Annotated in this window: 16 protein-coding genes; 8 read left to right on the plus strand and 8 right to left on the minus strand. The window is 34.5% G+C overall.

The features are described 5' to 3' along the window. The first annotated feature begins 41 nt into the window (after positions 1–41). From HGK31_RS03955 to HGK31_RS03965, 3 genes are read left to right on the plus strand one after another with little or no spacing between them, the layout of a single operon-like run. Positions 42–1,301 (plus strand): Y-family DNA polymerase, encoded by a 1,260-nt coding sequence (locus HGK31_RS03955; protein WP_191858572.1) that lies wholly within the window; start codon positions 42–44, stop codon positions 1,299–1,301. After that, positions 1,295–1,738 (plus strand): LexA family protein, encoded by a 444-nt coding sequence (locus tag HGK31_RS03960; protein WP_191858573.1) that lies wholly within the window; start codon positions 1,295–1,297, stop codon positions 1,736–1,738. The genes HGK31_RS03955 and HGK31_RS03960 overlap by 7 nt, the downstream gene beginning before the upstream one ends. Positions 1,739–1,787: 49 nt before the next feature. Then, positions 1,788–3,446 carry an MFS transporter gene (locus tag HGK31_RS03965; protein WP_191858574.1) on the plus strand — a complete coding sequence of 553 codons (1,659 nt, stop codon included), beginning with the start codon at positions 1,788–1,790 and terminating at the stop codon, positions 3,444–3,446. Between the two features lie 38 nt (positions 3,447–3,484). Here HGK31_RS03965 and HGK31_RS03970 read toward each other — a convergent pair whose 3' ends face one another. From HGK31_RS03970 to HGK31_RS04005, 8 genes are all read right to left on the minus strand, one after another. Further along, positions 3,485–8,278 (minus strand): VPS10 domain-containing protein, encoded by a 4,794-nt coding sequence (locus HGK31_RS03970; protein ID WP_191858575.1) that lies wholly within the window; start codon positions 8,276–8,278, stop codon positions 3,485–3,487. Positions 8,279–8,389: 111 nt separating this feature from the next. Continuing rightward, complete coding sequence (locus HGK31_RS03975; protein ID WP_104735841.1) at positions 8,390–8,668, minus strand: F0F1 ATP synthase subunit epsilon; 279 nt, start codon at positions 8,666–8,668, stop codon at positions 8,390–8,392. Between the two features lie 78 nt (positions 8,669–8,746). After that, positions 8,747–10,255 (minus strand): F0F1 ATP synthase subunit beta, encoded by a 1,509-nt coding sequence (gene atpD, locus HGK31_RS03980; RefSeq protein WP_191858576.1) that lies wholly within the window; start codon positions 10,253–10,255, stop codon positions 8,747–8,749. A 169-nt stretch (positions 10,256–10,424) separates the two neighbouring features. Beyond that, the gene (locus tag HGK31_RS03985; protein WP_191858577.1) at positions 10,425–11,942 is read right to left on the minus strand and encodes an SGNH/GDSL hydrolase family protein; all 1,518 of its coding nucleotides are present in this window, start codon (positions 11,940–11,942) and stop codon (positions 10,425–10,427) included. 4 nt (positions 11,943–11,946) lie between these two features. Further along, on the minus strand, positions 11,947–14,700 hold the full coding sequence (locus HGK31_RS03990; protein WP_191858578.1) for a TonB-dependent receptor: 2,754 nt from the start codon (positions 14,698–14,700) through the stop codon (positions 11,947–11,949). A 151-nt stretch (positions 14,701–14,851) separates the two neighbouring features. After that, complete coding sequence (glmS, locus tag HGK31_RS03995; RefSeq protein ID WP_191858579.1) at positions 14,852–16,699, minus strand: glutamine--fructose-6-phosphate transaminase (isomerizing); 1,848 nt, start codon at positions 16,697–16,699, stop codon at positions 14,852–14,854. Positions 16,700–16,705: 6 nt separating this feature from the next. Further along, positions 16,706–18,301, minus strand: coding sequence for a DUF4270 domain-containing protein (locus HGK31_RS04000; RefSeq protein ID WP_191858580.1), 1,596 nt, complete (start codon positions 18,299–18,301; stop codon positions 16,706–16,708). Positions 18,302–18,325: 24 nt separating this feature from the next. Continuing rightward, complete coding sequence (locus HGK31_RS04005; protein WP_191858581.1) at positions 18,326–19,135, minus strand: glycogen/starch synthase; 810 nt, start codon at positions 19,133–19,135, stop codon at positions 18,326–18,328. Between the two features lie 110 nt (positions 19,136–19,245). On the opposite strand from HGK31_RS04005, the gene panC reads away from it, so the two are divergent. The 5 genes from panC (at position 19,246) to HGK31_RS04030 (ending at position 23,940) form a co-directional block, all read left to right on the plus strand. After that, positions 19,246–20,094: a pantoate--beta-alanine ligase gene (gene panC, locus HGK31_RS04010; RefSeq protein ID WP_191858582.1), complete on the plus strand. Its 849-nt coding sequence runs from the start codon at positions 19,246–19,248 to the stop codon at positions 20,092–20,094. Between the two features lie 13 nt (positions 20,095–20,107). Beyond that, positions 20,108–20,458, plus strand: a complete 351-nt coding sequence (gene panD / locus HGK31_RS04015) for an aspartate 1-decarboxylase (protein ID WP_104735270.1) — start codon at positions 20,108–20,110, stop codon at positions 20,456–20,458. 2 nt (positions 20,459–20,460) lie between these two features. Beyond that, positions 20,461–21,417: a lysylphosphatidylglycerol synthase transmembrane domain-containing protein gene (locus HGK31_RS04020; RefSeq protein ID WP_191858583.1), complete on the plus strand. Its 957-nt coding sequence runs from the start codon at positions 20,461–20,463 to the stop codon at positions 21,415–21,417. A 90-nt stretch (positions 21,418–21,507) separates the two neighbouring features. Next, the gene (locus HGK31_RS04025) at positions 21,508–22,644 is read left to right on the plus strand and encodes an alpha/beta hydrolase (protein ID WP_191858584.1); all 1,137 of its coding nucleotides are present in this window, start codon (positions 21,508–21,510) and stop codon (positions 22,642–22,644) included. A gap of 87 nt (positions 22,645–22,731) precedes the next feature. Continuing rightward, positions 22,732–23,940 carry an alpha/beta hydrolase-fold protein gene (locus HGK31_RS04030; protein ID WP_191858585.1) on the plus strand — a complete coding sequence of 403 codons (1,209 nt, stop codon included), beginning with the start codon at positions 22,732–22,734 and terminating at the stop codon, positions 23,938–23,940. Positions 23,941–23,972 lie beyond the last annotated feature (32 nt).

The raw sequence follows: 23,972 nt of genomic DNA on the forward strand, positions 1-23,972 counted from the left end.
TCACACAACATTTAAAACCGTTTTGTTTTATCTTTATGCACATGTATGCGTTAGTCGATTGTAATAATTTTTATGCCTCTTGTGAACGGGTTTTTAATCCTAATTTGCAAGGCAAACCTGTGGCTATTTTGAGCAATAATGATGGCTGTGTGATTTCAATGAGTGATGAAGCCAAAGCTATTGAATTACCTTTTGGCGCACCTATTTTTAAGTGGGATGGTTTTTGTAAAGCTAATAATATTCAGGTTCTATCTTCTAATTATCCGCTGTATGGCGATATGAGTTCTCGTGTTATGGAAATACTTAAACAATACACGCCAGATGTTGAGGTATATAGTATAGACGAAGCGTTTTTACAGTTTAAAGGTTTTGAAAATTATGATTTTAATGACTACGGAATTCAAATTCGAAAGCGCATTCTAAAATGGACAGGTGTTCCCGTTTGTGTTGGTATAGCACCAACTAAAGCCTTGAGTAAAGTAGCTAATAAAATTGCACGAAAATTTCCTAATGAAACCAAAGGGGTATATGTTATTGATTCTGAAGAAAGTCGTATAAAAGCCTTAAAATGGATAAAGATTGATGCTGTTTGGGGAATAGGCTACCGTTTAGGCAAGCGACTAAAAGCTAAAGGTTGTAAAACAGCCTATGATTTCACACAATTGTCAGATGATTGGGTTCGCAAGACATTTTCAATTACTGAATGGAAATTGAAAAAAGATTTAGAAGGCAATGCTAAAATATTGTTAGACGAGCCTAAAAATAAACGCGCCATTGCAACTACAAGAAGTTTTGATTACACGTATGATGATGTAAATTATATAAAAGAACGTGTGTCAACCTTTGCAACAAGTTGTGCTGAAAAATTACGCAAACAAAAATCCAGTTGCCACGTAATTATTGTAAGTTTGAGTAGCGATAGACATAAAAAAGACTTACAACAACATAGAGCAAGTAGATATATAAGTTTACCATATCCTACAGATTCATCATTAATAATAAGCAGTGAAGCTGTAAAGGCAGTGACAACTATTTTTAAACCAGGCATTAAGTATAAGCGGGCAGGAGTTATTGTAGCAGGAATAGTGCCTAAAGATAATTATCAGTTAGACATGTTTGCATATGAAAACCCTAAACATAAACCACTCATGTCTGCTATAGATCATATTAATAAAAAGTATCGAGCCGATAAAATTAAATTAGGCAGTCAAGATTTAGAACGCACATGGAAAATGCGCCAAGAGCGTTTGTCTCCAAGATACACAACAAATATTAACGATATAATTAAAGTAAAATGCTAGTAAAAGAATCCAAAAAATTAACCTTTTTTATTCCAGAATTTTTAGATGATTCTGGAGCGCTTTTTGTCGATACAGGAATATCGGCAGGATTTCCGTCGCCAGCTGAAGATTTTAAAGAAGAACGCCTGTCATTAGACGATATGCTAGTAAAGAATAGGTTAGCTACATTTTATGCGCGCGTAAGTGGACAAAGTATGATAGATGCAGGCCTGGATGACAACGACTTATTGGTCATAGATAGAAGTTTACAACCTGAACACAATAAAATAGCTGTTTGCTTTCTTGATGGCGAGTTTACCGTAAAACGCTTACGTGTAGAAAAAGATGGTGTCTGGTTACAACCTGAAAATGCCAATTATAATCCTATTAAAATAACAGAAGAAAACGAATTTGTGATTTGGGGTATTGTAACCAATGTGATTAAAAAAGTATATTAGAGAGTAATCAAAAAATACTATCTTACAGTCAAAATTAACTAACTAAAAAATGACTGAACAGAAAAACTATAAACAAGCACTGTATACTTTGGTTACAGTGTTTTTCTTTTGGGGCTTTATTGCTGCATCAAATGGTGTTTTCATTCCATTTTGTAAAACCTATTTTGAGATTGATCAATTTCAATCACAATTAGTCGATTTTGCCTTTTATGGCGCCTATTACTTTGGGGCACTCTTTCTATTTGTAATATCTAACACAAAGGGGAAAGACATTATGAATAGTTGGGGTTATAAAAACGGTATTATTTATGGACTATTATTAAGTGCTTTAGGCGCAGTAGTTATGTTTCCAGCCATAGAAGGTGCACAACCAGGCGATTCTAATGTATTTTATTATGTACTAGGAGCGTTGTTTATAGTTGGTTTAGGTTTTTCGTTACAACAAACAGCTGCTAATCCTTTTGCCATTGCATTAGGTGATCCAGAAAAAGGAGCACATCGATTAAATTTGGCAGGAGGCGTAAACTCCTTTGGAACGACTATAGGACCTATTGTAATTGCTTTAATCTTATTCGGTTCTACACCAAAGTCCGGTTCAGAATTACAAGAAATGATAGCCAATCAAACCATTACCTTATCTACTGTTCAATATTTATATTTGGCTGTAGGCGGCTTGTTTTTAGCAGCAGCAGCATTGTTTTATTTTTCGAAAAAACTACCACAAGCTAAGGCCAATCCAGAAATTATTAAAGCACCAAAAGCGGTTGGTGCCTTGAGTATAATGACAATTCTTTTGGCGGTTTGTTTTTATTTAATTTTTGATCAATACAAAGGAACACCAGATAATGATTTTATCTTAAAATTATCAATAGTTGGGTTAATTGTTGTTGTTGGTGTGTTACTATTATCAAATATGCTAGCCAAAAAGAACCAAGAGGGTTGGGGTGCTATGCGTTATCCGCAATTGGTTTTAGGCATGCTGGCTATATTCACTTATGTAGGTGTGGAAGTGACTATACAAAGTAATTTAGGAGAATTATTAAAGTATGTAACCGAAACAATTAATGGTATAGACTATAATGCTTTGGGTATGCCTGCTATGAGTGATTCGCAAATAGCACCACTAATCTCATTGTATTGGGGCGGACTCATGATAGGGCGTTGGGCAGGTGCTATTGCTGTATTCAATCCTGCAGATAAATGGAAAACGTGGCTGTACATTATAGTTCCTTATGTAGCATTTGGTGTGGTGTTATTTGTAAACTATATATCTGGATTTGATGTTAGTAGTTTATTTTTGTTTGCTTTTTGTATTGCTATACAAATAGGTGGCTTTTTTTTAGGGAAAGAAAAACCTGCATTAACGTTAAAAATATTTGGACTACTTGGAACGATTTCTGTTTTAATAGGGTTATTTACAACCGGACAGTTAGCGTTATTTGCTTTTATTAGTGGTGGTTTATTTTGCTCAATAATGTGGCCTTGCATTTTCGCTTTGAGTATTCAAGGCTTAGGAAAATATACCTCACAAGGGTCATCCTTTTTAATTATGATGATTTTGGGAGGTGCTATTATTCCGCCAATACAAGGAAAACTTGCAGATATTATTGGAATTCACCCTTCGTATTGGGTAGCAGCATTATGTTTCTTGTATTTAGTGTTTTTTGCCCAACGCGTGCAAGGAATATTAAAGGCGCAAACAGTTTAACAACAACCCTTCAAGTTTTATTCTTGAAGGGTTTTTATTTAGAATATAATCTTTTTATAAATCGTTTTTTCATTACTCAAGGTAATTTTGAGTAATAATATAGCATTAGATTTTTTGATGGAATCTATTTCAAATGATTGATTGTTTATATTATTAGTATCGGTTATCCTTCTTCCTAACACATCGTAAACAACAACTTGATTCAGATTTTCTTTAACAGATTGGATATGAATTTTATCTTTTCCGCTTATGGTAATACCGTTTGAAAAAACTTCGATATCTTCGGTTGAAAGAGCAGCATCGTTGAATCTCAATACGAAGCGATTATTAATTTCACCAGATTCAGAATAGAAAATGTAGGGCGCTTCAGAAATATTATTAAATGTATTTTGTAAAAGGTCTTGTAAATAAACATCGTGTTCCGTAAAGAGACCCTCTACATCATGGATTGAAATGTAATAATTCCCATTAACAGGAATATTAATGCCAATTGGAATGATATCATCAACAGAGAATGGTAATCCAAAAGCTTGAATAGCCATTTTATCAGCTTCAATGAATGAATAAATTTTTTGAGAACCATCATCTACTCTGGTTACTGCATCATAAAGTCTGTCTTTAAAATCAGTAGCTTCATTTAGATAAGCAATAAGTGTTCTTTCTGAAGCACCTTCTTCATTGGATAAATTTAACCACAATCTGTCAAGTTCTTCATTTTGTGAAGACCTATAAAATTGATTATTAGCATAGGATTTATCACGAAGCGAATTATTGAAAGTGAGATTATCTGTTAAGGTAGAACCATCGTTCATAAGTACCATAAACCCTTGTCCTCCAGCAATAAGACCATTAAATCCATTTGGACCACTTACTGTCCCAGTACCATTATGAACTATGTAATCAGATGGAGAATAACTAGTAGCAAAATTACCATAAAAGGAGTCTGCGTTTGAAGAGCTTGGTAATGTACCATGTGTCCATATTCTTATAGCTCCTTCAATTATTGAACTATTTAAGTTTAAAAAATCAAGCGTATTTATTGCTGAAGGGTATGGATTACCAACCAAATTCCAATTATCATCAAATCTTGTAATAGTTACTGCGTTATTTCCTGAATAATCTGCACCAGTATGACTCCCACGAGAAATAGGGACAGTTATTAAACCATTATTTGGTTTTCCATTTTGAAATTCTGCAGTAAAATCTTGAGGGGTGCTGTTGTAATTGCTTGGTCCACGTACAATATACCCTTTGCCAGATACCATTAGTTCAGAGGGTGTATTGATCCAATTACCTTGACCTCCATTAGCATTGGCAACAATAGGATCCCATTTATAAATTAATCCAGTTGGTGTGTTTGTTGATATATTGGCTACATCAAATCCTTGAATAGGCGACGACCAATAAACATAGTCTAATTGTCTTATCGACGCTGTTCGTTTAAAATTTATTGTGCCAACATTCACGGCATTATCATCTACTTGAATAAGAGAACCGTTATTTTCAATAGTTAGAGTCCCATTGTTTGTGAGGTTATTATCAATAGAGATATAATCTGAATCATTAATTATAACTTCTCTACCCGCATTAACTAATAAAGTACAACATTCAAAGCTACCATGCATGCTAGTGTCATAATTTCCGTTAATAGTAACACTTTTGCTTAACGAAGGTGCTCCACTACTCCAAGAACTACCATCCCAAACTGTGACTGAACATCCTAATGCTGTAAACTTAATGTCATCTATAGCAATATCACTACTCCACCCATTTCCTGTAATACCTCGTACTCTTATTTTTATAGTTTTTCCAACATAAGCTGAAAGGTCAACTAGTAAATCACTCCAAGAATTACCTTGATTACCAGAAATTGCAGTTACAATATCCTCTTGCCAAGAACCATCATTGAATAAATCAATGTGTAAGCTACCAACGTCAGTCCCATACATATGATAACCGACAGTGAAATTATACGCTTGATCAATAATTATACAATCACTTTCTAATATTGCAGTATTATTTGTACAACCACCTGAAGCTTCTAAATAAGCATAATTTCCACTACTGGAACCAGGATTGTAATCTACTGATGGACCAGTATCGGCTGATGGTGTGCCTCCTTCATCTATACGCCAATCAATATCATCATCAGAACCATTGGTTAAATTTGTCCAAAGCCCTGTAAGTCCACAAACGGTCGACCCACAGTTATTAGTAGTAGCACAAAGAGTTTCGCTTTCAAAATCTTCATCAAAACTAGACGCCAACGTTCCATTGGAAATAGTAATATAGGCAGTTTTAGTTTCAGTATCCGAACCATATGCGTTTGTTACGGTCAATGCTATTGTATATGCTCCTGCATTATTAAACGTAACTTCAGGATTTTGTGATGTAGCTGTAGTACTGTTTATATATGAAAATGTGTTAGGAGTTATTGTCCAGGACCATGAGGTTGGACTATAATCTGAATTATCTGTTAATGTAAACTCATTGCCAACACAGCCATCAGTAGTACTAGCTTCAAAACAGGCTATTGGAGCCACGTTACCTGGATCTTTTAAATCACTAATCCATAATCCTTGACCATAGGTTGCTGCATAGATTTTACCTTTACAATCAGTTCCATAATGAATTTCTAATTCAGTAACCTCTAAATTAGGAAAACCATTTGAATAGGATACCCAATCAGATAAACTACTGTCCTTATAATAAATTCCTACATCCATACCTACATACATACCGTCAACAGGGCTTGTTTCATCTATAATGATGCTGTTTAGCGATATGTTTGGAAGAGTTCCTGAAATATCAGACCAACTATTTCCACTATCATTAGATTCGTAAATATTATTGTTTAATGCAATAAACAAATGAGTTGGGTCATTAGGGTCTATTTCAATATCAATAGGTTCGTTGGCAACGGGTAAATTACCTGTTAAATTTGTCCAAGTTGGAGAGCCACTGGTTGCATTATTTGTTCTGCGAAAGCTATTATCGTAACGAGAAACATAAATAACATCACTATTCGAGGGAGCAATTGCCAAATCACGAATATTGCTTGTGCCTCCAAAACTTGAAATTTGCGTCCAAGTTGTTCCAGTTTTTACAGCATCATTTCTCCAAATATTATCATACCCTGCAAACATCCTATTCGCATTATTTGGATCTAACTTATAAGGAGTAACCCAGCCACCAGTTTCTGTAATACCTGTCGTTATTGCAGAAAAACTGCTACCGTTATTAGTAGATCTTCTAATATCACCATAATATAGTGCACCATACATGTAATTCTCATCAGTGGGATCAATAATACACTCCATGCCATCTCCACCAATTTCGGTGATAAAAGTATCGCTACGGCTTATTGCTGTACCGTTATCTTGATAACCATTTATTACTAATTCAGCGGCTGTTTGAGATACACCGATTTTATAAATTTGGGCAATTGCTAAACCACTACTAATATCGGTCCAATTTGTGCCATTATTAGCAGAATAATAAACGCCTCCATCATTACCATTAAAAAGATTATTATCATGTGGGGAAAATTCCAATGCGTGTTGGTCGGCGTGCACTCCATCAATTGATCCACTTGCTCCAACCCAATAGGATACACAACTCATATTTGCACCTCCATCAGTCGATCTCCATAAGTTAACTCCTCCAGTATAAATAGTATTGGCATCCGTAGGATCTGCAGCGATAACCAAATCATACCATGCTTGACTTCCAGTACCTGATCCATCTGTATTCCATCCTAAAATATTAGGCGTTGTTGATCTCGTTGAAAATGAAGTTCCACTATCAGTTGAACGGTAAACTCCCACTAATCCGTTACCATCACCTGCTAAAAGATAAACCCAATCAGGTTCATCTACAGAGACTGCTAATGCAATTCGTTGAACTGAACTAGGGACACCACTGGTTATTTGTGTAAATGAACTACCTCCATCAGTTGATTTATGAAATAATGTGCCAGAAGCATATACTATATTTGAGTTTGTTGGATGATAAGCAATGTCTTTGGCATTTTGACCAATTGATGTTGCACTCCAACTAGCACCTCCATTAGTTGTTTTATAAATACGATTGCCGGAAGTAGAAGCTACCATAATATTTGAGTCTGAAGGATCCATAATAATCTCATAAACCGTACGATTACCCATTCCTGAATTTCTAGAAGCCCAAGTAACTCCACCATCGGTACTACGCCAAACACCATAACCTGGTGCATCACCACCATCTCGATCACCTGTTCCAATATAAATAATATCAGGGTTGGATGGATTAATTACGATGCTCGATATGCCAAGACGAACTAGGCCATTTAAATGGTCTATCCAAGTGTTCCCGCCATCAGTTGTTTTCCAAAAACCACCTGATGGAGCCCCAACATAAATGGTATTCGCATCTGTTGGGTGAAAAGCAATACAATTTATTCGACCATTACCATTTAGTTGTCCAGTACCATTATTAGGCAGACTTACTGGCCCAACAATTTCCCAGTTACCTGAACCAGTGGTATATCTTTGATTATTTGAATGATAATCTCTGTAACGGTTGATTTCTTCAAGTAAATACCCATTATTAGGAAAGTTTCCATTCTCATCAACGCGACTTTCCCAATAATATTCCCAGCGTTTAAACTGCTTGATACCTTTACCTTTTGGAAGTTCTCTTGAATTGGATACTATATTGCTGTAGTAGCGCTCAAAATCGGCTTTAATGTCGTAAAAATTTGCGTCTTTATCGAACATCATTTGTTGCCATTTGTCTTGGGAGTAAGACATAGCAGCCAACATAAGAAATAGAGATAGTAGTGTTTTTTTCATTGAAATCAAGATTTGGGATATTGATAACGCAGTAAATATAAGTAAAAAAAATAAGCCTCTCATATTTGAGAGGCTTATAATTATTTCATTTATAGTATTTTAACCTAAATTTTAATCAGCTAAAACAATAACTTTATTGTCTTTCATCTCTAAAGTACCTGAATTTATAGCTAACCAAATACCATTATCATCTCCTTTTGAAAACTGGTCTTGAACCTCTTCTTCTAAAGTAATGTTACCATATATCTTAACGTTACCTGCTTTTAATAAAGACACAATAGGAGCGTGATCTTTTAACATTTGGAATTCACCATTAACACCAGGAACGGCTATACTAGTTACTTCTCCGCTAAATAAAGTTAATTCTGGTGATACAATTTCTAAATACATAGTCATTCAGTATTTGGTATTCAGTATTCGGTATTCAGAGCATAAATGCAAACTGTAACTGAAAACTGCCTACTAGTTTTACGCTTCGGCTAACATTTTCTCTCCAGCTTCAATAGCTTCTTCAATAGTACCTTTAAGGTTAAACGCTGCTTCTGGTAAGTGATCTAATTCACCATCCATAATCATGTTAAATCCTTTGATAGTCTCTTTAATATCAACTAACACACCAGGGATACCTGTAAATTGTTCTGCTACGTGGAAAGGTTGTGATAAGAAACGTTGTACACGTCTTGCACGGTTTACAGCCATTTTATCTTCTTCTGATAATTCTTCCATACCAAGAATGGCAATAATATCCTGTAGTTCTTTATAGCGTTGTAACAACTCTTTAACACGAGTTGCACAATCGTAATGTTCATTACCTAAAATATCTGCAGCCAAAATTCTTGAAGTAGAATCTAATGGATCTACCGCTGGATATATACCTAACTCGGCAATTTTACGAGACAATACTGTTGTTGCGTCTAAGTGGGCAAATGTTGTTGCAGGAGCAGGATCTGTTAAATCATCCGCAGGTACGTAAACCGCTTGTACCGATGTAATAGAACCTCTTTTAGTTGAGGTAATACGCTCTTGCATAGCACCCATTTCGGTTGCTAATGTTGGTTGGTAACCTACGGCAGAAGGCATACGACCTAATAGTGCAGACACCTCTGAACCAGCTTGTGTAAAACGGAAAATATTATCTACGAAGAATAATACATCTTTTCCTTGACCTTCGCCAGCACCATCACGGAAATATTCTGCAATCGTTAAACCAGATAAGGCAACACGCGCACGCGCTCCAGGAGGTTCGTTCATTTGTCCGAATACAAACGTTGCTTTAGATTCTTTCATTTTAGATTTATCAACTTTAGATAAATCCCATCCACCTTCTTCCATAGAATGCATGAAATCATCGCCATAACGGATAATTCCTGATTCTAACATTTCTCTCAAAAGGTCATTTCCTTCACGCGTTCTTTCACCTACACCAGCAAATACCGATAAACCACCGTGACCTTTTGCAATATTATTAATTAACTCCTGAATCAATACTGTTTTACCTACACCAGCACCACCAAATAATCCAATTTTACCACCTTTTGCATAGGGCTCAATTAAATCAATTACTTTAATACCTGTAAATAAAACTTCTGTAGACGTTGATAAGTCTTCAAATTTTGGTGCATCTCTGTGAATTGGCAAACCAGCGTCTCCAGCTTTAGGTAAATCACCAATACCATCAATGGCATCTCCAATTACATTAAATAAACGTCCATAAACATCTTCACCAATTGGCATTTGAATAGGCGCACCAGTAGCAACTACTTCTGTTCCTCTAGATAAACCATCTGACGAGTCCATAGCAATAGTACGAACTGTATCTTCACCAATGTGAGATTGTACTTCTAATACTAAAATAGAACCGTCAGGTCTTTTAATTTCTAATGAATCGTAAATTTTTGGAAGTTCAGCGCCAGCACCGAATTCAACATCGATAACCGGGCCTACTATTTGCGCAACTTTACCTGTAACTTTTGACATTACTTATCTGTTTTTATTTTGCTAAATTTTTAATCCGAAAAAACACCTCGTTTTTCGCGCTGCAAAGATATTATTTTAATTTAAAAACTAAAGCAATTTTGTGGGGATTTTTAGGTATAAAAAAATGCCCTCTCAACAAGGGCATTTTAAATTTTTAATTTCGTCTAATTTATTGAAGGGTAGGCGAATAATTTGTTGGGTATTGACCAACATCTACAAAATTTCCAGAAGCCTCAAAGTTTGATCCATAAGAGTCATCAATTACCTTCATAAACTCATTAGCCATAACTGCGTACCCTCTAGCTGTTAAATGTATACCATCTAAACTAACTAAACCTCCAAGAACTAAATCAGTGGTTAGAATAAAATTGCCATAAGAAATTCCAGTAGTTGATGCTTCTTCTAAAATTCCTTTGAAATCAACTACAGGTAACCCTTTTGAGGAAGCAACAGACTGTATAGCTGCATTGTATGCATCAGTAGCATTTAGGACACTCATCTGTTCTTCAGGCGTCAAAACCCATTGATCTCCTAAAGGTATAGCTACCCCATTCACGGTTAATGGATTTCCGGGTATAGCTTCTGTGCCAATAAACGATGATGAAGGCAATACCAATAAATCTTCAGCAGTAGCTTGTCTGTAATTAGGTAAACCTAATCCAGATAAATCAGTAAGATCTTCGTCTTCTATAACAACAGCATTGGTTTCAGATGCCTCAAACATTATTGTTCTATATTCAGCCTCATCAGCTGAAATTAATCCACCTGCAACTGCTAATTGTAGTCCACCATTGTACTGGGCGTAGGCATTATTTACTGCACCAGCTGTGGCAGCATCTAAAGGTACTGGATTGAAAGGCACTGTGGTAAAGTAAGGTAAATTGGTAATGTAAGGTACATTTGCCAGAACACCTTGCGCACCATTTGCAGTAAGCTGATCTACAATTGTTGTAAAAATTTGACCAAATACTGTTGGGTCGGTTATATCATTAAAGCCATATGTTGCTGGGTTAAAATTTCCAGTTTGATCAACACCAACACCCCCTGAAGTTGCATAAGCCAAAACATCATTACCTCCAATTTCAGACAAGGTGAAAAATGTTGGGTTTTGATTAGCTGCATCACCCAGCATAGTAGCACCAGCTGAAGACGCCATTCTCCCAAAATATGGATTTAAAGAGCCATATCCTGGTGTTACCAAATGAAAACTTTTTGCGCCCGGCACACCAACATTGTTGAAAGTACTTCCCAAATTTACGGTAGCATCTGTTGTGATTGGTGGTACAGGAGCTCCTATATCTTGTAAAAACTCATTTAGGCGTTCAGGACCTTCACCATTAAATACCAATCTATAAGCAGCGACTGGAACCGCACCTGCAACCATACCTCCAGTATTATCATTCATAAGAGGTTGTGTAAAACTACCACCTCCTGCAAGTGAGAATTGTTGTGATAAGATATTCGGGAACGAGTTATTTTGTCCGGCAATAAATAGGGCGCCATCTGTATATCCTGCTGTAAATGATGCTCCTATTGACACGTAGTTTGAAAGATTAGCATCACCAGCTGTCAATGGCGGAAGTGGTTCAATGGCACTTGTTGAGTCATCATCGCTTTCACATGCTGTAAAACCTAATAAGATTACCAGCAACCATAAATATTTTGTGTTCATAATTATCTTTTTCATGTTCTTATAAATTATTGATTACTATTGATGCATAATACATAGATCCAATATATCCAGTACCAATGGCGGTAAAATATTCATCGCCTAACATATTGGTTGCACCAACTTTGATTACAGATTTTAGTTTAGGGATGGTATAACTTAATTGAGCATCAAGTGTATGATAAGCTGGAATATCACCATCACCAAAAGTGGCTTGCCAGAAATAAGCATCACTCCATCTCCATGCTACATTAAATCCAAAATTCTTGAAGAGATCCGTATTTCCAAAACTCAATTTTACTTTGTGCTCAGGTGTATTAAAACTTGTTCTAAAATCAGGATCTGCTGCTTGATCAAAATCCTGTTTAGCAAAGGTATAATTCGCACCTAAATCAAAATCTCCTAACACTTTGGTTGTTAGTCCAATAGATGCGCCGTAAGAATTTACATTAGCATCAGAATTAGTATAAGTTTGATATTCTTGAGTGTCATCAAAATTAATAGCATCAATAGACAAACTATTATCACCTACTTGACCATATAATGGTGCAATAACACTTTCATTGGATATAAAATTCTTGTAAGAGTTATAATATACACTAGCATCAACAATTAAACGATTTAATTTTCCACGATAACCTACTTCGAATGAAGTTACCTGTTCAGGTTTTACAACTTCTGAATTACCAATTTTCAATAGGCTAGCATCTCTCGTTCCAGGTGTATTACCACTGGCTAAATAAGCATCCACAGACGCTTTAGAGAAAGAATTGGTATATGCATTTCCAGCAGATTGATTTATTGAATTAGCTTGAGCAGGGTTATTTACGCTATATGGTCTAACATAACGGTCTAAATTGGCTTCTGCAGAACCAATCAATACATAAGGACCAGCATCTAAACCAATAAATAAATCTTGAGTCGTTGGGTTTCTAAATCCAGTTTGAAAGGAACCGCGGATATTGTGATTCTCATTGACCGTAAAACCAGCAGCTAATCTTGGAGATAAAAAACCATCAAATAATTCTGATTTATCATAACGAATTGACCCCGTTAATTTTAAATCAATACTTTCAGATAATTCCAAGTCTTTTTGAATTTGTGTGTAAATTCCGTATTCAGAATATTCGATAGGTCCATCAGAGTCCGTATAAATAGTTCCTGAAGAGTTTAGGCTATATTGTCTAAAAGAACCTCCAACTTGAATTTCAGCCCAGTCAACTAAATGACTAAAATTGTAATTACCATCGGCATGGTAATATTTTGAGGCATCTTGAAATTTTGAACCTGTAGCTAATTCAGGGTCGTTGATACTACGATTAAAAGCAGCTTGAAACTCTGGAGTTCCAGGAAGGTATCTTCCAGATTCAGCGGCAGCTCTTGCTGCAGCATGTGCTTGTTCTTCAGTAGCACCACCTAAAGTCGCTCCAGCAAATGTGTTTATATAGTCACCAAACCAATCTTCATCGCTTTTCCATGCTCTGTTGATTTGAATACCAGTTACAGTCATGTCATAAGAATCACCAGCTTTGTCTGCAACAACATAACCTCTTAAGAAGAAATTATTGTTTCTAACCTCAATTTTATGCTGTTGTTGCGTGAAACCATTAATGTAATAGCGGTTAGATCCTTGATAAATTGTAGATCCTGTTCCAATTTTTCCAACGTAAGCAATTTCAAAATCATTAGCCCAAGGTCTTAAATATAATCCCCAATCTGCTTTTATACTTTCAGCATTATAGTCAGTTAAGTCACTTTCATTATAACCTGTTCTACTCACTGTTACATCAGGGATAATACCTAGACCACCAGAAGCAGCTCGTATGTTAGTTGCAACCTCATCACCAAAAACATTATAACCATCATATCCTAAACTAGCACGTGTTGCTCCTGTTCCTGGCTTACCAGCATAATTATCAGCAACCCAATCAGTACCTTTTAACCAACCAAAGTTAACTTTGGCAGCAAAATGATCTGTAAATTTATGAGCCATTCTAATACCTACGTCTGTATAGCTATTATCACCAGCTGCATCTTGAGATGTAATACCTTGTTTAATGTAGCCACTAATACCTTCAAAGTCAAACGGATTTTTACTACGCATGAATAAAATACCATTAAAAGCATTGGCTCCGTAAAGTGCTGAAGCTGCTCCAGGTAGTAATTCTACGCTTAACACATCAGTTTCAACCATTCCTACTAAATTTCCAATAGGGAAGTTTAAAGCTGGTGTAGAGTTGTCCATACCATCTACCAATTGCATAAAACGGTTATTAGCAAATGTTGCAAAACCTCTAGTATTAATAGATTTAAAAGTTAAACTGTTAGTGTTTACATCAACACCTTTTAAGTTTTCTAGACCGTCGTAAAAGTCGGCTGAAGCGGTGTTTTTAATTTCTTTTAAACCAAAACGTTCAACAGTTACAGGTGATTCAAATATGCGTTCTGGTGTTCTTGAAGCAGAAATAACGACTTCGTCTAGAGCTGTTCCTTCAGTCAAAACCAGTTTAATTACATCTGAACTTGAAGTTACTTCGAGTGTTGCAGTTTCAAACCCAACACTACTCGCTTGAATGCTAAATGGAGGCGTTAAATCTGTAGTAATTGTAAAGCCACCATCAAAATCGGTAATATTTCCTGTTGAAGTCCCTACAATTATTACATTGGCCCCTGGAACAGGTTGTTCATTGTCATCCACAACTGTTCCCGAAATTGTTGTTTGAGCAAATGTAAAAGCGCCACAAAACAACAATAGAATTGAAAGAATTGATCTCATTTTTTAGTTTTAGTTAATTATTATGATAGCAATATATATAAATCTACGAAAACTGAATGAAATTTTCTTAAAAAATTATGCGTGCATAATATAAATTAACAAAATAAGACTAGAAAAATTGATAAAATGATAATTTTTTGAATAAAACCTTTTATTCTACGGTTACAGATTTTGCAAGATTTCTTGGTTGATCTACATTCTTACCTAACATCACAGCAATATGATAAGATAATAGCTGTAAAGGAATAGTTGTAAGTAGTGGTGATAATGGTTCAAGTGTTTCAGGCACTTCAATGATGTGGTCCGCTAACTCTTTCACATTTATATCTCCTTCAGTAACAATTCCAATTATTTTACCTTTACGAGATTTTATTTCTTGGATATTACTTACCACTTTTTCATAATGACCTTTTTTTGTAGCGATAACAATAACAGGCATTTGTTCATCAATTAGAGCAATTGGACCATGTTTCATTTCAGCTGCAGGATAACCTTCAGCATGTATATAAGATATTTCTTTTAATTTAAGAGCTCCCTCTAATGCTACTGGAAAATTATAACCACGACCTAAATAAAGGCAATTTCGAGCATTTTTATAGATATCAGCAACTGCTTTTATATGTTCGTCAGATTTTAAAGCTTTCGAAACTTTATCAGGTATTAATTCTAATTCTTGAAGGTGGTAGCGATAGTCCGAGTTTGAAATTGACCCTTTAGCTTTGGCTAATTTTAGTGCAATGAGTGTTAAAACAGTAATTTGTGTTGTGAATGCTTTAGTTGAAGCTACCCCAATTTCGGGTCCAGCATGTGTATAAGCACCTGCATTTGTTTCTCTAGCAATAGAAGATCCTACAACGTTACAAACGCCAAAAACAAAAGCACCATTAGCTTTCGCTAGTTTTATGGCAGCCAATGTATCGGCAGTTTCACCTGATTGTGAAATAGCAATAACAATATCATTAGGGGTAATTACAGGATTACGATATCTGAATTCAGAGGCATATTCTACCTCAACAGGAATGCGAGCCAAATCTTCAAAAATATACTCTGCTACCAGCCCAGCATGCCATGATGTACCACAAGCTACAACAATTATTCGATTGGCATTTAGGAATTTTTCGATATTGTCATCAATTCCAGACATTCTAATAATACCATCCTTAACCAATAAACGACCACGATAAGTGTCTTTTATGGCATTGGGTTGCTCGTGAATTTCCTTCAACATAAAATGTTCGTAACCTCCTTTTTCAATTTGCTCAAGATTCATTTGTAATTCTTGAACGTAGGGGTCAACAAGCGTATCGTCTTTTATTTTTCGGATTTTAATGTCTTTATTTACCCTTAAAATTGCCATTTCTTCATCTTCTAAGTAGACGGCATTTTTTGTGTATTCAATAAAAGGAGAGGCATCACTGGCAATAAAAAATTCATTATCACCAATACCAACAGCCAAAGGGCTTCCTAGTCTGGCTATTACTATTTCATCGGGTTTATTTTTATCAAAAACGGCAATAGAATACGCTCCAATAACTTGATTTAATGCTATTTGAACAGCTTTCCCTAGCTTCACATTCTCTTTTAATTTTACATCCTCAATTAAGTTTATAAGAACTTCAGTATCGGTATCAGATTTAAAGGTGTATCCTCGAGCAGTCAACTCTTTTTTTAGAGCGTCATAGTTTTCTATAATACCATTGTGGATTATAACAAGGTTTCCTGAATTGGAATAATGAGGATGTGCATTAATGTCATTGGGAACTCCGTGAGTAGCCCATCTAGTATGACCGATTCCTAATTTGGCATTGGTAGAAATTTCAGTAGCAACACGATTTTCTAAATCTACTACTTTCCCTTTTGTTTTAGATACTTTAAGGTCTGTACCATCAAATAGTGCAATACCAGCACTGTCATAACCTCTATATTCAAGACGCTTTAAGCCTTCTATAATAATAGGATAGGCCTCTCTGTGCCCAATATAGCCTACAATGCCACACATATTTTTTTAATTATTTGGTTCGGTAAAATAGATTTCAAATTGTACTTTTTTGTCACTAGGAACATTTTGACTTGTTCCATATAATGCAGTTCCACGAGGTGATAATACAGTTCCTGATGGTGCATATTCATCAGGTGAATTTAATACATCTGCCCTTTGGATATCATTAACATTGGTGGATACATATAAACCTAGGTTTACATTCAAGGAGTCTCGAAGCAAAATATTATTCAAATGTTCAGTTAGACGAAGTTTATATTTTACACCGTTATCATCATCATCACGTTCTAGCCTTCTAGAATATAAAATTTTTGAATTTATAGGATTCGAATTGTTAGTTGAAGAGTCAAAAAAGTAGTCAACTATGGGTAAATTATTTTTTAAATCATACAGAATCACGCGATCAGGTTCTTGTCCCTCAACAATTGTTTGATCAACGTAAAAATACAAATTAGCCTCGTTTATTAACCATGTATTCTTTTTAGCTTTAAAATATTCAAATGCATCAACCATATCGCCATTCTCGTCTTGCATTTCTCCGTTAAATAGGTCAATAACAGCAAAAGAGCCTTCACCTCCTTTAAGATATAGGGCATCATCTCCATCTATCGGATTTGCATTGGCATTGGCGTCTTCAATTATAGTATTGTCAGGATCGTTTTCCAAAATATTTAATCTATTTCCTGTAAAATTCATTCTAAAAAAACGTTGATCCCTAACATCAACTACATCACCAGTTTCTTCGTCTATTTCAGTTCCAGTAACATAACTGTAATAAACCAAAACATAAGCTTGAGGAAAATTCATCATTGTCATATTTCCATCAGAGTCAGATAATTTTTCAGCTTTAAAATAAAGTCCTCTAAAATGATCTTTAAAATTGTTCTGATTACTTAATTCTGGTCTCGAGCCTGGATCATCCTCTCCAAAGAAAAATAAATTATCCCAAAAATTTGAGGCATTTGAAAGTTCTATGTGCAAGCCAGGAGCGGCTGTTTGTTCATCTGTTACATTTAATTCTCGATTACTAGGAGTAAAATTTTCATTTTCATAAAATAACACACCAGTATGATTATTAAAATTAATAGTTTCATTAGAATTGCTGTAATAGCGCTGCGACTCTTCTAAATTTGTTTCGGGGTCAAAATCTCGTAAAAAGTAATTGTTCTGAAAGATTGATAGCTTTACTTTTTCAGATCCAAAAACAGAATCCAATTCATAAAGGTTTGTACCTTCACCATCTGCTCCAAGTGATTTGGAATAATAAGGTACGATTAGAATGACTGAATCAATTTCTGGGCTGTCACCAAAATTAAAATCGAATGATGTCGGTAACACTTGACTAACAACGCTTGCTATTGTATTGCCATATATAGGGTCATTATAAACACCAAGAAGATTTGAAGAAAGGCCGTTCGTTTGAACTGGGTTAAGTTGCCTATTGTAGGCAACTACTGGGAATTCCCTAGAATTATTTTCAAAATTTTTGATGCCTTCAATATCACTTTCTATAGACGTGAAATCGCGGTCACATGCGTACAATGACAACATTATCACTGAAACAAACAACACTGATTTAAATATATTAAATGTATTTTTCATAGATTTTTTTGAGACAATTGAGGTTTAGCCTAATACTTTGGTATTGTAGAATTCGGTGTAGGCTTCACTAAATTCATCTTTCGACTTGTAATCTAATACAGGTTTTTCAGAATTTTGTAAATGATTTGTTAATTCTTCTGGAAGTTCTTCAGAACCTATAATTAAAGCATCAGAATAATCAATAGCAACCTTCATTAGGTTGTTGTATGTTGGTTTATTCAAGGACTCAATTGCAGCATCATCAATATTATCAAATTTAATCTTACTGTGCATATCTTTATTTAACGAGCCATCAAAACTTTGATTGTATATAGATGTTACTATTTTACTTTCGTTAAAAAGAGGTTCATCCTTATAATATTCTTTTAAGTACAATGGTAATAAGGAAGCTAGCCACCCATGGACATGAATAATATCTGGTGACCAATTCAGTTTTTTAACTGTTTCAATGACACCTTTAGCAAAAAATATAGCTCTTTCATCATTGTCTGAAAACAAGTTTCCATCTTCATCAGTTAATGTCGCTTTTCTTTTAAAGTATTCGTCATTATCTATAAAATATACTTGAATACGTTCTTTGGGAATTGAAGCTACTTTTATAATCAAAGGCATATCGAGGTCATTTATTACCAAATTAATTCCTGATAGTCTAATAACTTCATGCAATTGATGCCTTCTTTCATTTATATTGCCATATCTAGGCATGAAAATTCTGATTTGACCACCAAGTTGATTAACCATTCTTGGTGCTTCAAATGACATAGATGAAATTTCAGTTTCTGGTAAATAAGGCACTACTTCAGATGATACGTATAATATCCTCTTATCTTTCATATGGTATATTGCTTTTGAAGATTCAAAATAAAAAACACGCAAAAGTACAAAAATTTATGCAAATTGCCTTTAAAATATTAAGTTTGCACCCGTTAATTTTTTATTAAAAGGTGAGAGTCTTTACAGAAAAAAAGCTGATTCAAAAACAGTTACAACAATTTAAAGCTAAAAAACAAACCATAGGGTTTGTACCAACAATGGGTGCATTGCACTTAGGACATGTCTCATTGGTTAAAAAAGCATTGGAGAATAATGCTGTGGTTGTTGTAAGTATATTTGTGAATCCTACTCAATTTGATAATAGTGAAGATCTAAAAAATTACCCAAGAACATTAGAAAGAGACACTAATTTATTAAATGCAGTGTCGTCAAGTATTATAATTTATGCACCTTCAGTTGATGATATTTATGAAGGAAACACAAAGTCTCAAAAGTTTTCATTTGGAGGATTGGAGTTTGAGATGGAAGGGAAGTTTAGGGTAGGACATTTTGACGGTGTTGGTACAATTGTAAAGCGATTATTTGAAATTATTAAGCCTGATAACGCTTATTTTGGAGAAAAAGACTTTCAACAATTGGCTATAATTAAAGCTATGGTAAAAAACCATAATATTCCTGTAAATGTTGTTGGCTGCCCAATTCATAGAGAAACCAATGGGTTAGCAATGAGTTCACGCAATGAACGTTTAAAACCAAAATATAAAAAAGTGGCACCTTTCATTTTTAAAACGTTAAAGACTGCCAAGAAAAAATTTGGCACAAAAAGTGCTAGTAAAGTGACAGAATGGGTTGAAAAACAGTTTGATAATCAAGAATTATTGGAATTGGAATATTTTATAATTGCTGATGTTGAAAGTTTAAAGCCTGTGAAACGTAAATCAAATAAAAAAGAATATAGAGCCTTTATAGCAGCCTATGCTGATGATATTAGACTAATAGATAATATCGCTCTAAATTAATTATCTTTGCCGCATGCAAATTCAAGTAGTAAAATCGAAAATTCACAGAGTAAAATGTACAGGTGCAGACCTTAATTACATTGGTAGTATCACTATTGATGAAGACTTAATGGATGCTGCCAATATTATTCAAGGTGAAAAAGTTCAAATAGTAAATAATGATAATGGCGAGCGACTGGAAACCTATTGTATCCCTGGTCCACGAAATAGTGGTGAAATCACTTTAAATGGTGCTGCTGCAAGAAAAGTTTCAGTTGGAGATACCTTGATACTAATTACTTATGCTTTTATGGACATGGAAGAAGCCAAAGTATTTAAACCATCGTTAGTTTTTCCTGATGAAGCTACTAATAAGCTTATATAAATTTGAAACCATCAATTAAGAGAATATTAAAAATTACACTCCCGATTTTATTGGGAGTTTTTTTAATTTGGTATTCTTTATCTAAAGTTTCCTTTTCTGAATTATTGGTTTATTTTAAAAATGCTGATTATTTCTGGATTGTACTCGGAATGTTTTTTGGCTTATTGAGTCATTTGTCAAGGGCACACAGATGGCGCTTCCAATTAGAACCCATGGGCTACCATATTAAATTACCTAACAGTATTATGGCTGTTTTTGCAACCTACCTTATAAATTATACCATTCCACGAGCAGGAGAAGTTGCTAGAGCATCTATTTTAACGACTTACGAAGGCGTCCCATTCGAAAAAGGTTTTGGAACCATTGTGGCTGAACGTGTGGCAGATTTAATAGTGGTTTTTGCAATAATTGCGTTAACATTATTCCTTCAGTTTGATTTCATATTATCATTTTTAACCAAATCCTTCAACCCAAAAAGTATAGTGATAGGGCTTTTAATATTTTTAATCGCTATCCTAATATTTGTTTTTTACATAAGAAAAGGAACTTCTGGAATCGCCTTAAAAATTAAAACTTTTATTAAAGGGTTGACAGAAGGAGTCTTGAGTATTTTTAAAATGGAGAAAAAATGGGCTTTTATTTTTCATACCCTTTTTATTTGGACTATGTACGTACTCATGTTTTATGTAACCTCATTTTCAGTTGCTGAACTTGATGGCATTCCTTTTGGAGCAATATTGATAGGATTTATTTCTGCTAGTTTTAGTATAGCTGCAACTAATGGAGGAATAGGGTCTTATCCGATTGCAGTTTATGCAGCTTTTTCAATTTTTGGAATACCAGAAGATCCAAGTATTGCTTTTGGTTGGATTGTCTGGACATCACAAACACTAGTTCTTGTAGTGCTTGGAGGTTTGTCATTATTGCTTCTACCCATCTACAACAAAGTCAAGGGGTAAAAATTTTAAAAAGTGTCTAATTACTAGAAATTATTTCTTTTAAACTTTAGCCTTTATTTCATAACTTGCCATAAATATTTCAATTTAAAAATGAAAAAACTAGCCTTCTTTCTCACTACTATATTTGTGTTACAATCTGTTACATCTCAGGTAAATTTTGAGTCTTTTCAATCTTCAAAACTAGGAGAAACCAGAGATTTAAAAATTCTTCTTCCTAGAGGCTATAATCCTGAAGAGAAAACCGAATATCCTTTGGTTATTGTATTAGATGGTGATTATCTTTTTGAACCAGTAATTGGAAATATAGATTACCAGTCTTATTGGGATGACATGCCAGAATGTGTGGTTGTAGGAGTAAAACAAGCCGATACGAGGACGCTCGATTTTTCGTTTAGTGATGAAACCTTTCTGCCTTCATATGATGGTGCCAGTTTTTTTGAATTTATTGGAATGGAACTCATTCCCTATATTGAGGATTCTTACAGTGTTTCTGATTTTAGGATTGTAATTGGCCATGATTTAAGTGCCAATTTTATTAATTATTACCTGTTCAAGGAATATCCGTTATTTAGAGCCTACATTTCTTTAAGTCCAGATTTAGCACCTCAAATGGACATTCGTCTTCAGGAAAAATTACCTTCTTTACAAGAAGACACGTTTTATTATTTAGCAACTGCCGATGATGATATAAAGGCATTACATGCTAAAATTGTTTCAGCTAATGATTTGTTGAAAACTATTGATAATCCAAAACTGCATTATAGATTTGACAATTTTGAAGATGCTAACCATTATTCTCTGGTAGGTTTAGGTATTCCGAAAGCCATTAATGAAATATTTACACTTTATAAACCTATCAACCGATTGGAATATCAAGAAAAGGTTTTAACGTATGAAGAAGGTCCTTTTGCTTATTTGGAAAAAAAATATGAAGATATCAAGACGTTTTATGGTTTTGAGAAAAAACCTATAGAGAATGATTTTAGAGCTGTTGCGGCAGCCGCCAAGAAGCTTAATGATTTAGAGTCATTAGAAAGTTTATCTAAAATGGCTAGAAAAGAATATCCTGAATCTATGATTAGTGCCTATTATACAGGGATGTATTTTGAAGAAAAAGGAAATATTAAAAAAGCATTGCAATACTACAATAGCGGTCTTTTATTAACGCCATCAGAGTTTATTGACAAAGAAATGCTTTTGGAAAAAACCTATGAACTTCAAGATTAAATTTGAAAAATAGTGCATTTCATCGAATATATTTGCACTTTAAAGAATAATTAGTACTTTTATAGCCCAAATCTTAACCTACTAATTATGAAAAGAGCTGTACTTATTACGCTGTTTTTAACTTTTTTTGTGTCGTTGTTTGCTCAAACAACTATTAAAGAATTTAAATCAGGAAAGTTAAATTCCACAAGACAATTAAAAATTAAGCTTCCTAAAGATTATGATGATACTTCAACAATAAAATATCCGTTAATAATTGTATTTGATGGCGATTATCTCTTTGGTCCTGTAGTTGGGCAAACACAATTTCAAACTTATTTTGATGAAATGCCAGGCTGTATTGTTGTAGGTATTTCCCAAGGTAAAGAAAGACCATACGATAGTCTGGTTGACGAAGTTACGGGTCTGCCTTTTGAGTCAGGAGCTCGTTTTTTTGAGTTTATTGGTCAGGAATTAATACCTTATTTAGATGCAAAATATAATACAAGCAAGTTCCGTGTAGCGGTTGGTCATAATATAATGGGGAATTTTATTAATTCTTTTATGATGAAAGATCTTCCGCTATTTCATGCTTATGTAAATTTGAGTCCTGATTTGGTTGGTTCTATGGGTGAGAATATTTCAAATCGTTTGGAGTGGGCAAAGAGTGATGTGTTTTATTACATGGCTACGAGTTCTAAAGATAAAAAGCGATTGAGAGAAGAAATTTTAGAAACAAATGAAAGAATCAAAGCGTTAGATAATCCTAAACTCACCTATTATTTTGATGATTTTGAAGGAGAATCCCATTACACATTAGTAACTGGAGCCGTTTCTAAAGCTTTTGATAAAATCTTTGAAATGTATAAACCACTTCACGAAAAGGAACTTACCGAAAAGGTACTTCCTTTTGATGGTACTCTGGATGAATATTTAGTTTCACGTTATGACCGTATTGAAGAGCTTTTCGGTATTGTAAAACCTATATCAGAAGAAGAGTTTCAAAAGGTAGTTGCTGTTGCTGATGAAAGAGAAGATATTGAGTCATTACAAAAATTGGGTAAGTTGGCAAACAAGCAAAACCCAGATTTACTGCTTGGTAATTACTATTTGGCATTACATGCTGAAAAAACAGAAAAGCCTAAAAAAGCAGTTAAATTTTATGAAGCGGCTTTAGCACTAAATGAAACTGAGGCAATAAAAAAGGATCTTATTCAAACTAATATGGATGCTTTATTGACTCAAATTTCTAAAAGCAAAGAAAAGGACAAGGACAAAGAGATTGAAGAAAGTGAAGTTGTAGCTGAATCAGACTAACAAAAACTCTTAAAAACTATTTGCATTTACAA

Source organism: Hanstruepera ponticola, from assembly GCF_012931685.1.
GTDB classification, from domain to species: Bacteria; Bacteroidota; Bacteroidia; order Flavobacteriales; family Flavobacteriaceae; genus Hanstruepera; species Hanstruepera ponticola.

Bases quoted from the DNA above. Each gene is read 5' to 3' on its own strand.
- HGK31_RS03955 (WP_191858572.1), top strand. From the start codon at position 42: ATGTATGCGTTAGTCGATTGTAATAATTTTTATGCCTCTTGTGAACGG.
- HGK31_RS04025 (WP_191858584.1), top strand. From the start codon at position 21,508: ATGAAAAAACTAGCCTTCTTTCTCACTACTATATTTGTGTTACAATCT.
- HGK31_RS04030 (WP_191858585.1), top strand. From the start codon at position 22,732: ATGAAAAGAGCTGTACTTATTACGCTGTTTTTAACTTTTTTTGTGTCG.
- HGK31_RS03965 (WP_191858574.1), top strand. From the start codon at position 1,788: ATGACTGAACAGAAAAACTATAAACAAGCACTGTATACTTTGGTTACA.
- HGK31_RS03960 (WP_191858573.1), top strand. From the start codon at position 1,295: ATGCTAGTAAAAGAATCCAAAAAATTAACCTTTTTTATTCCAGAATTT.
- HGK31_RS03985 (WP_191858577.1), bottom strand. From the start codon at position 11,942: ATGAAAAAGATAATTATGAACACAAAATATTTATGGTTGCTGGTAATC.
- glmS (WP_191858579.1), bottom strand. From the start codon at position 16,699: ATGTGTGGCATTGTAGGCTATATTGGGCACAGAGAGGCCTATCCTATT.
- HGK31_RS03970 (WP_191858575.1), bottom strand. From the start codon at position 8,278: ATGAAAAAAACACTACTATCTCTATTTCTTATGTTGGCTGCTATGTCT.
- HGK31_RS04005 (WP_191858581.1), bottom strand. From the start codon at position 19,135: ATGAAAGATAAGAGGATATTATACGTATCATCTGAAGTAGTGCCTTAT.
- HGK31_RS04000 (WP_191858580.1), bottom strand. From the start codon at position 18,301: ATGAAAAATACATTTAATATATTTAAATCAGTGTTGTTTGTTTCAGTG.
- panD (WP_104735270.1), top strand. From the start codon at position 20,108: ATGCAAATTCAAGTAGTAAAATCGAAAATTCACAGAGTAAAATGTACA.
- HGK31_RS03975 (WP_104735841.1), bottom strand. From the start codon at position 8,668: ATGTATTTAGAAATTGTATCACCAGAATTAACTTTATTTAGCGGAGAA.
- atpD (WP_191858576.1), bottom strand. From the start codon at position 10,255: ATGTCAAAAGTTACAGGTAAAGTTGCGCAAATAGTAGGCCCGGTTATC.
- HGK31_RS03990 (WP_191858578.1), bottom strand. From the start codon at position 14,700: ATGAGATCAATTCTTTCAATTCTATTGTTGTTTTGTGGCGCTTTTACA.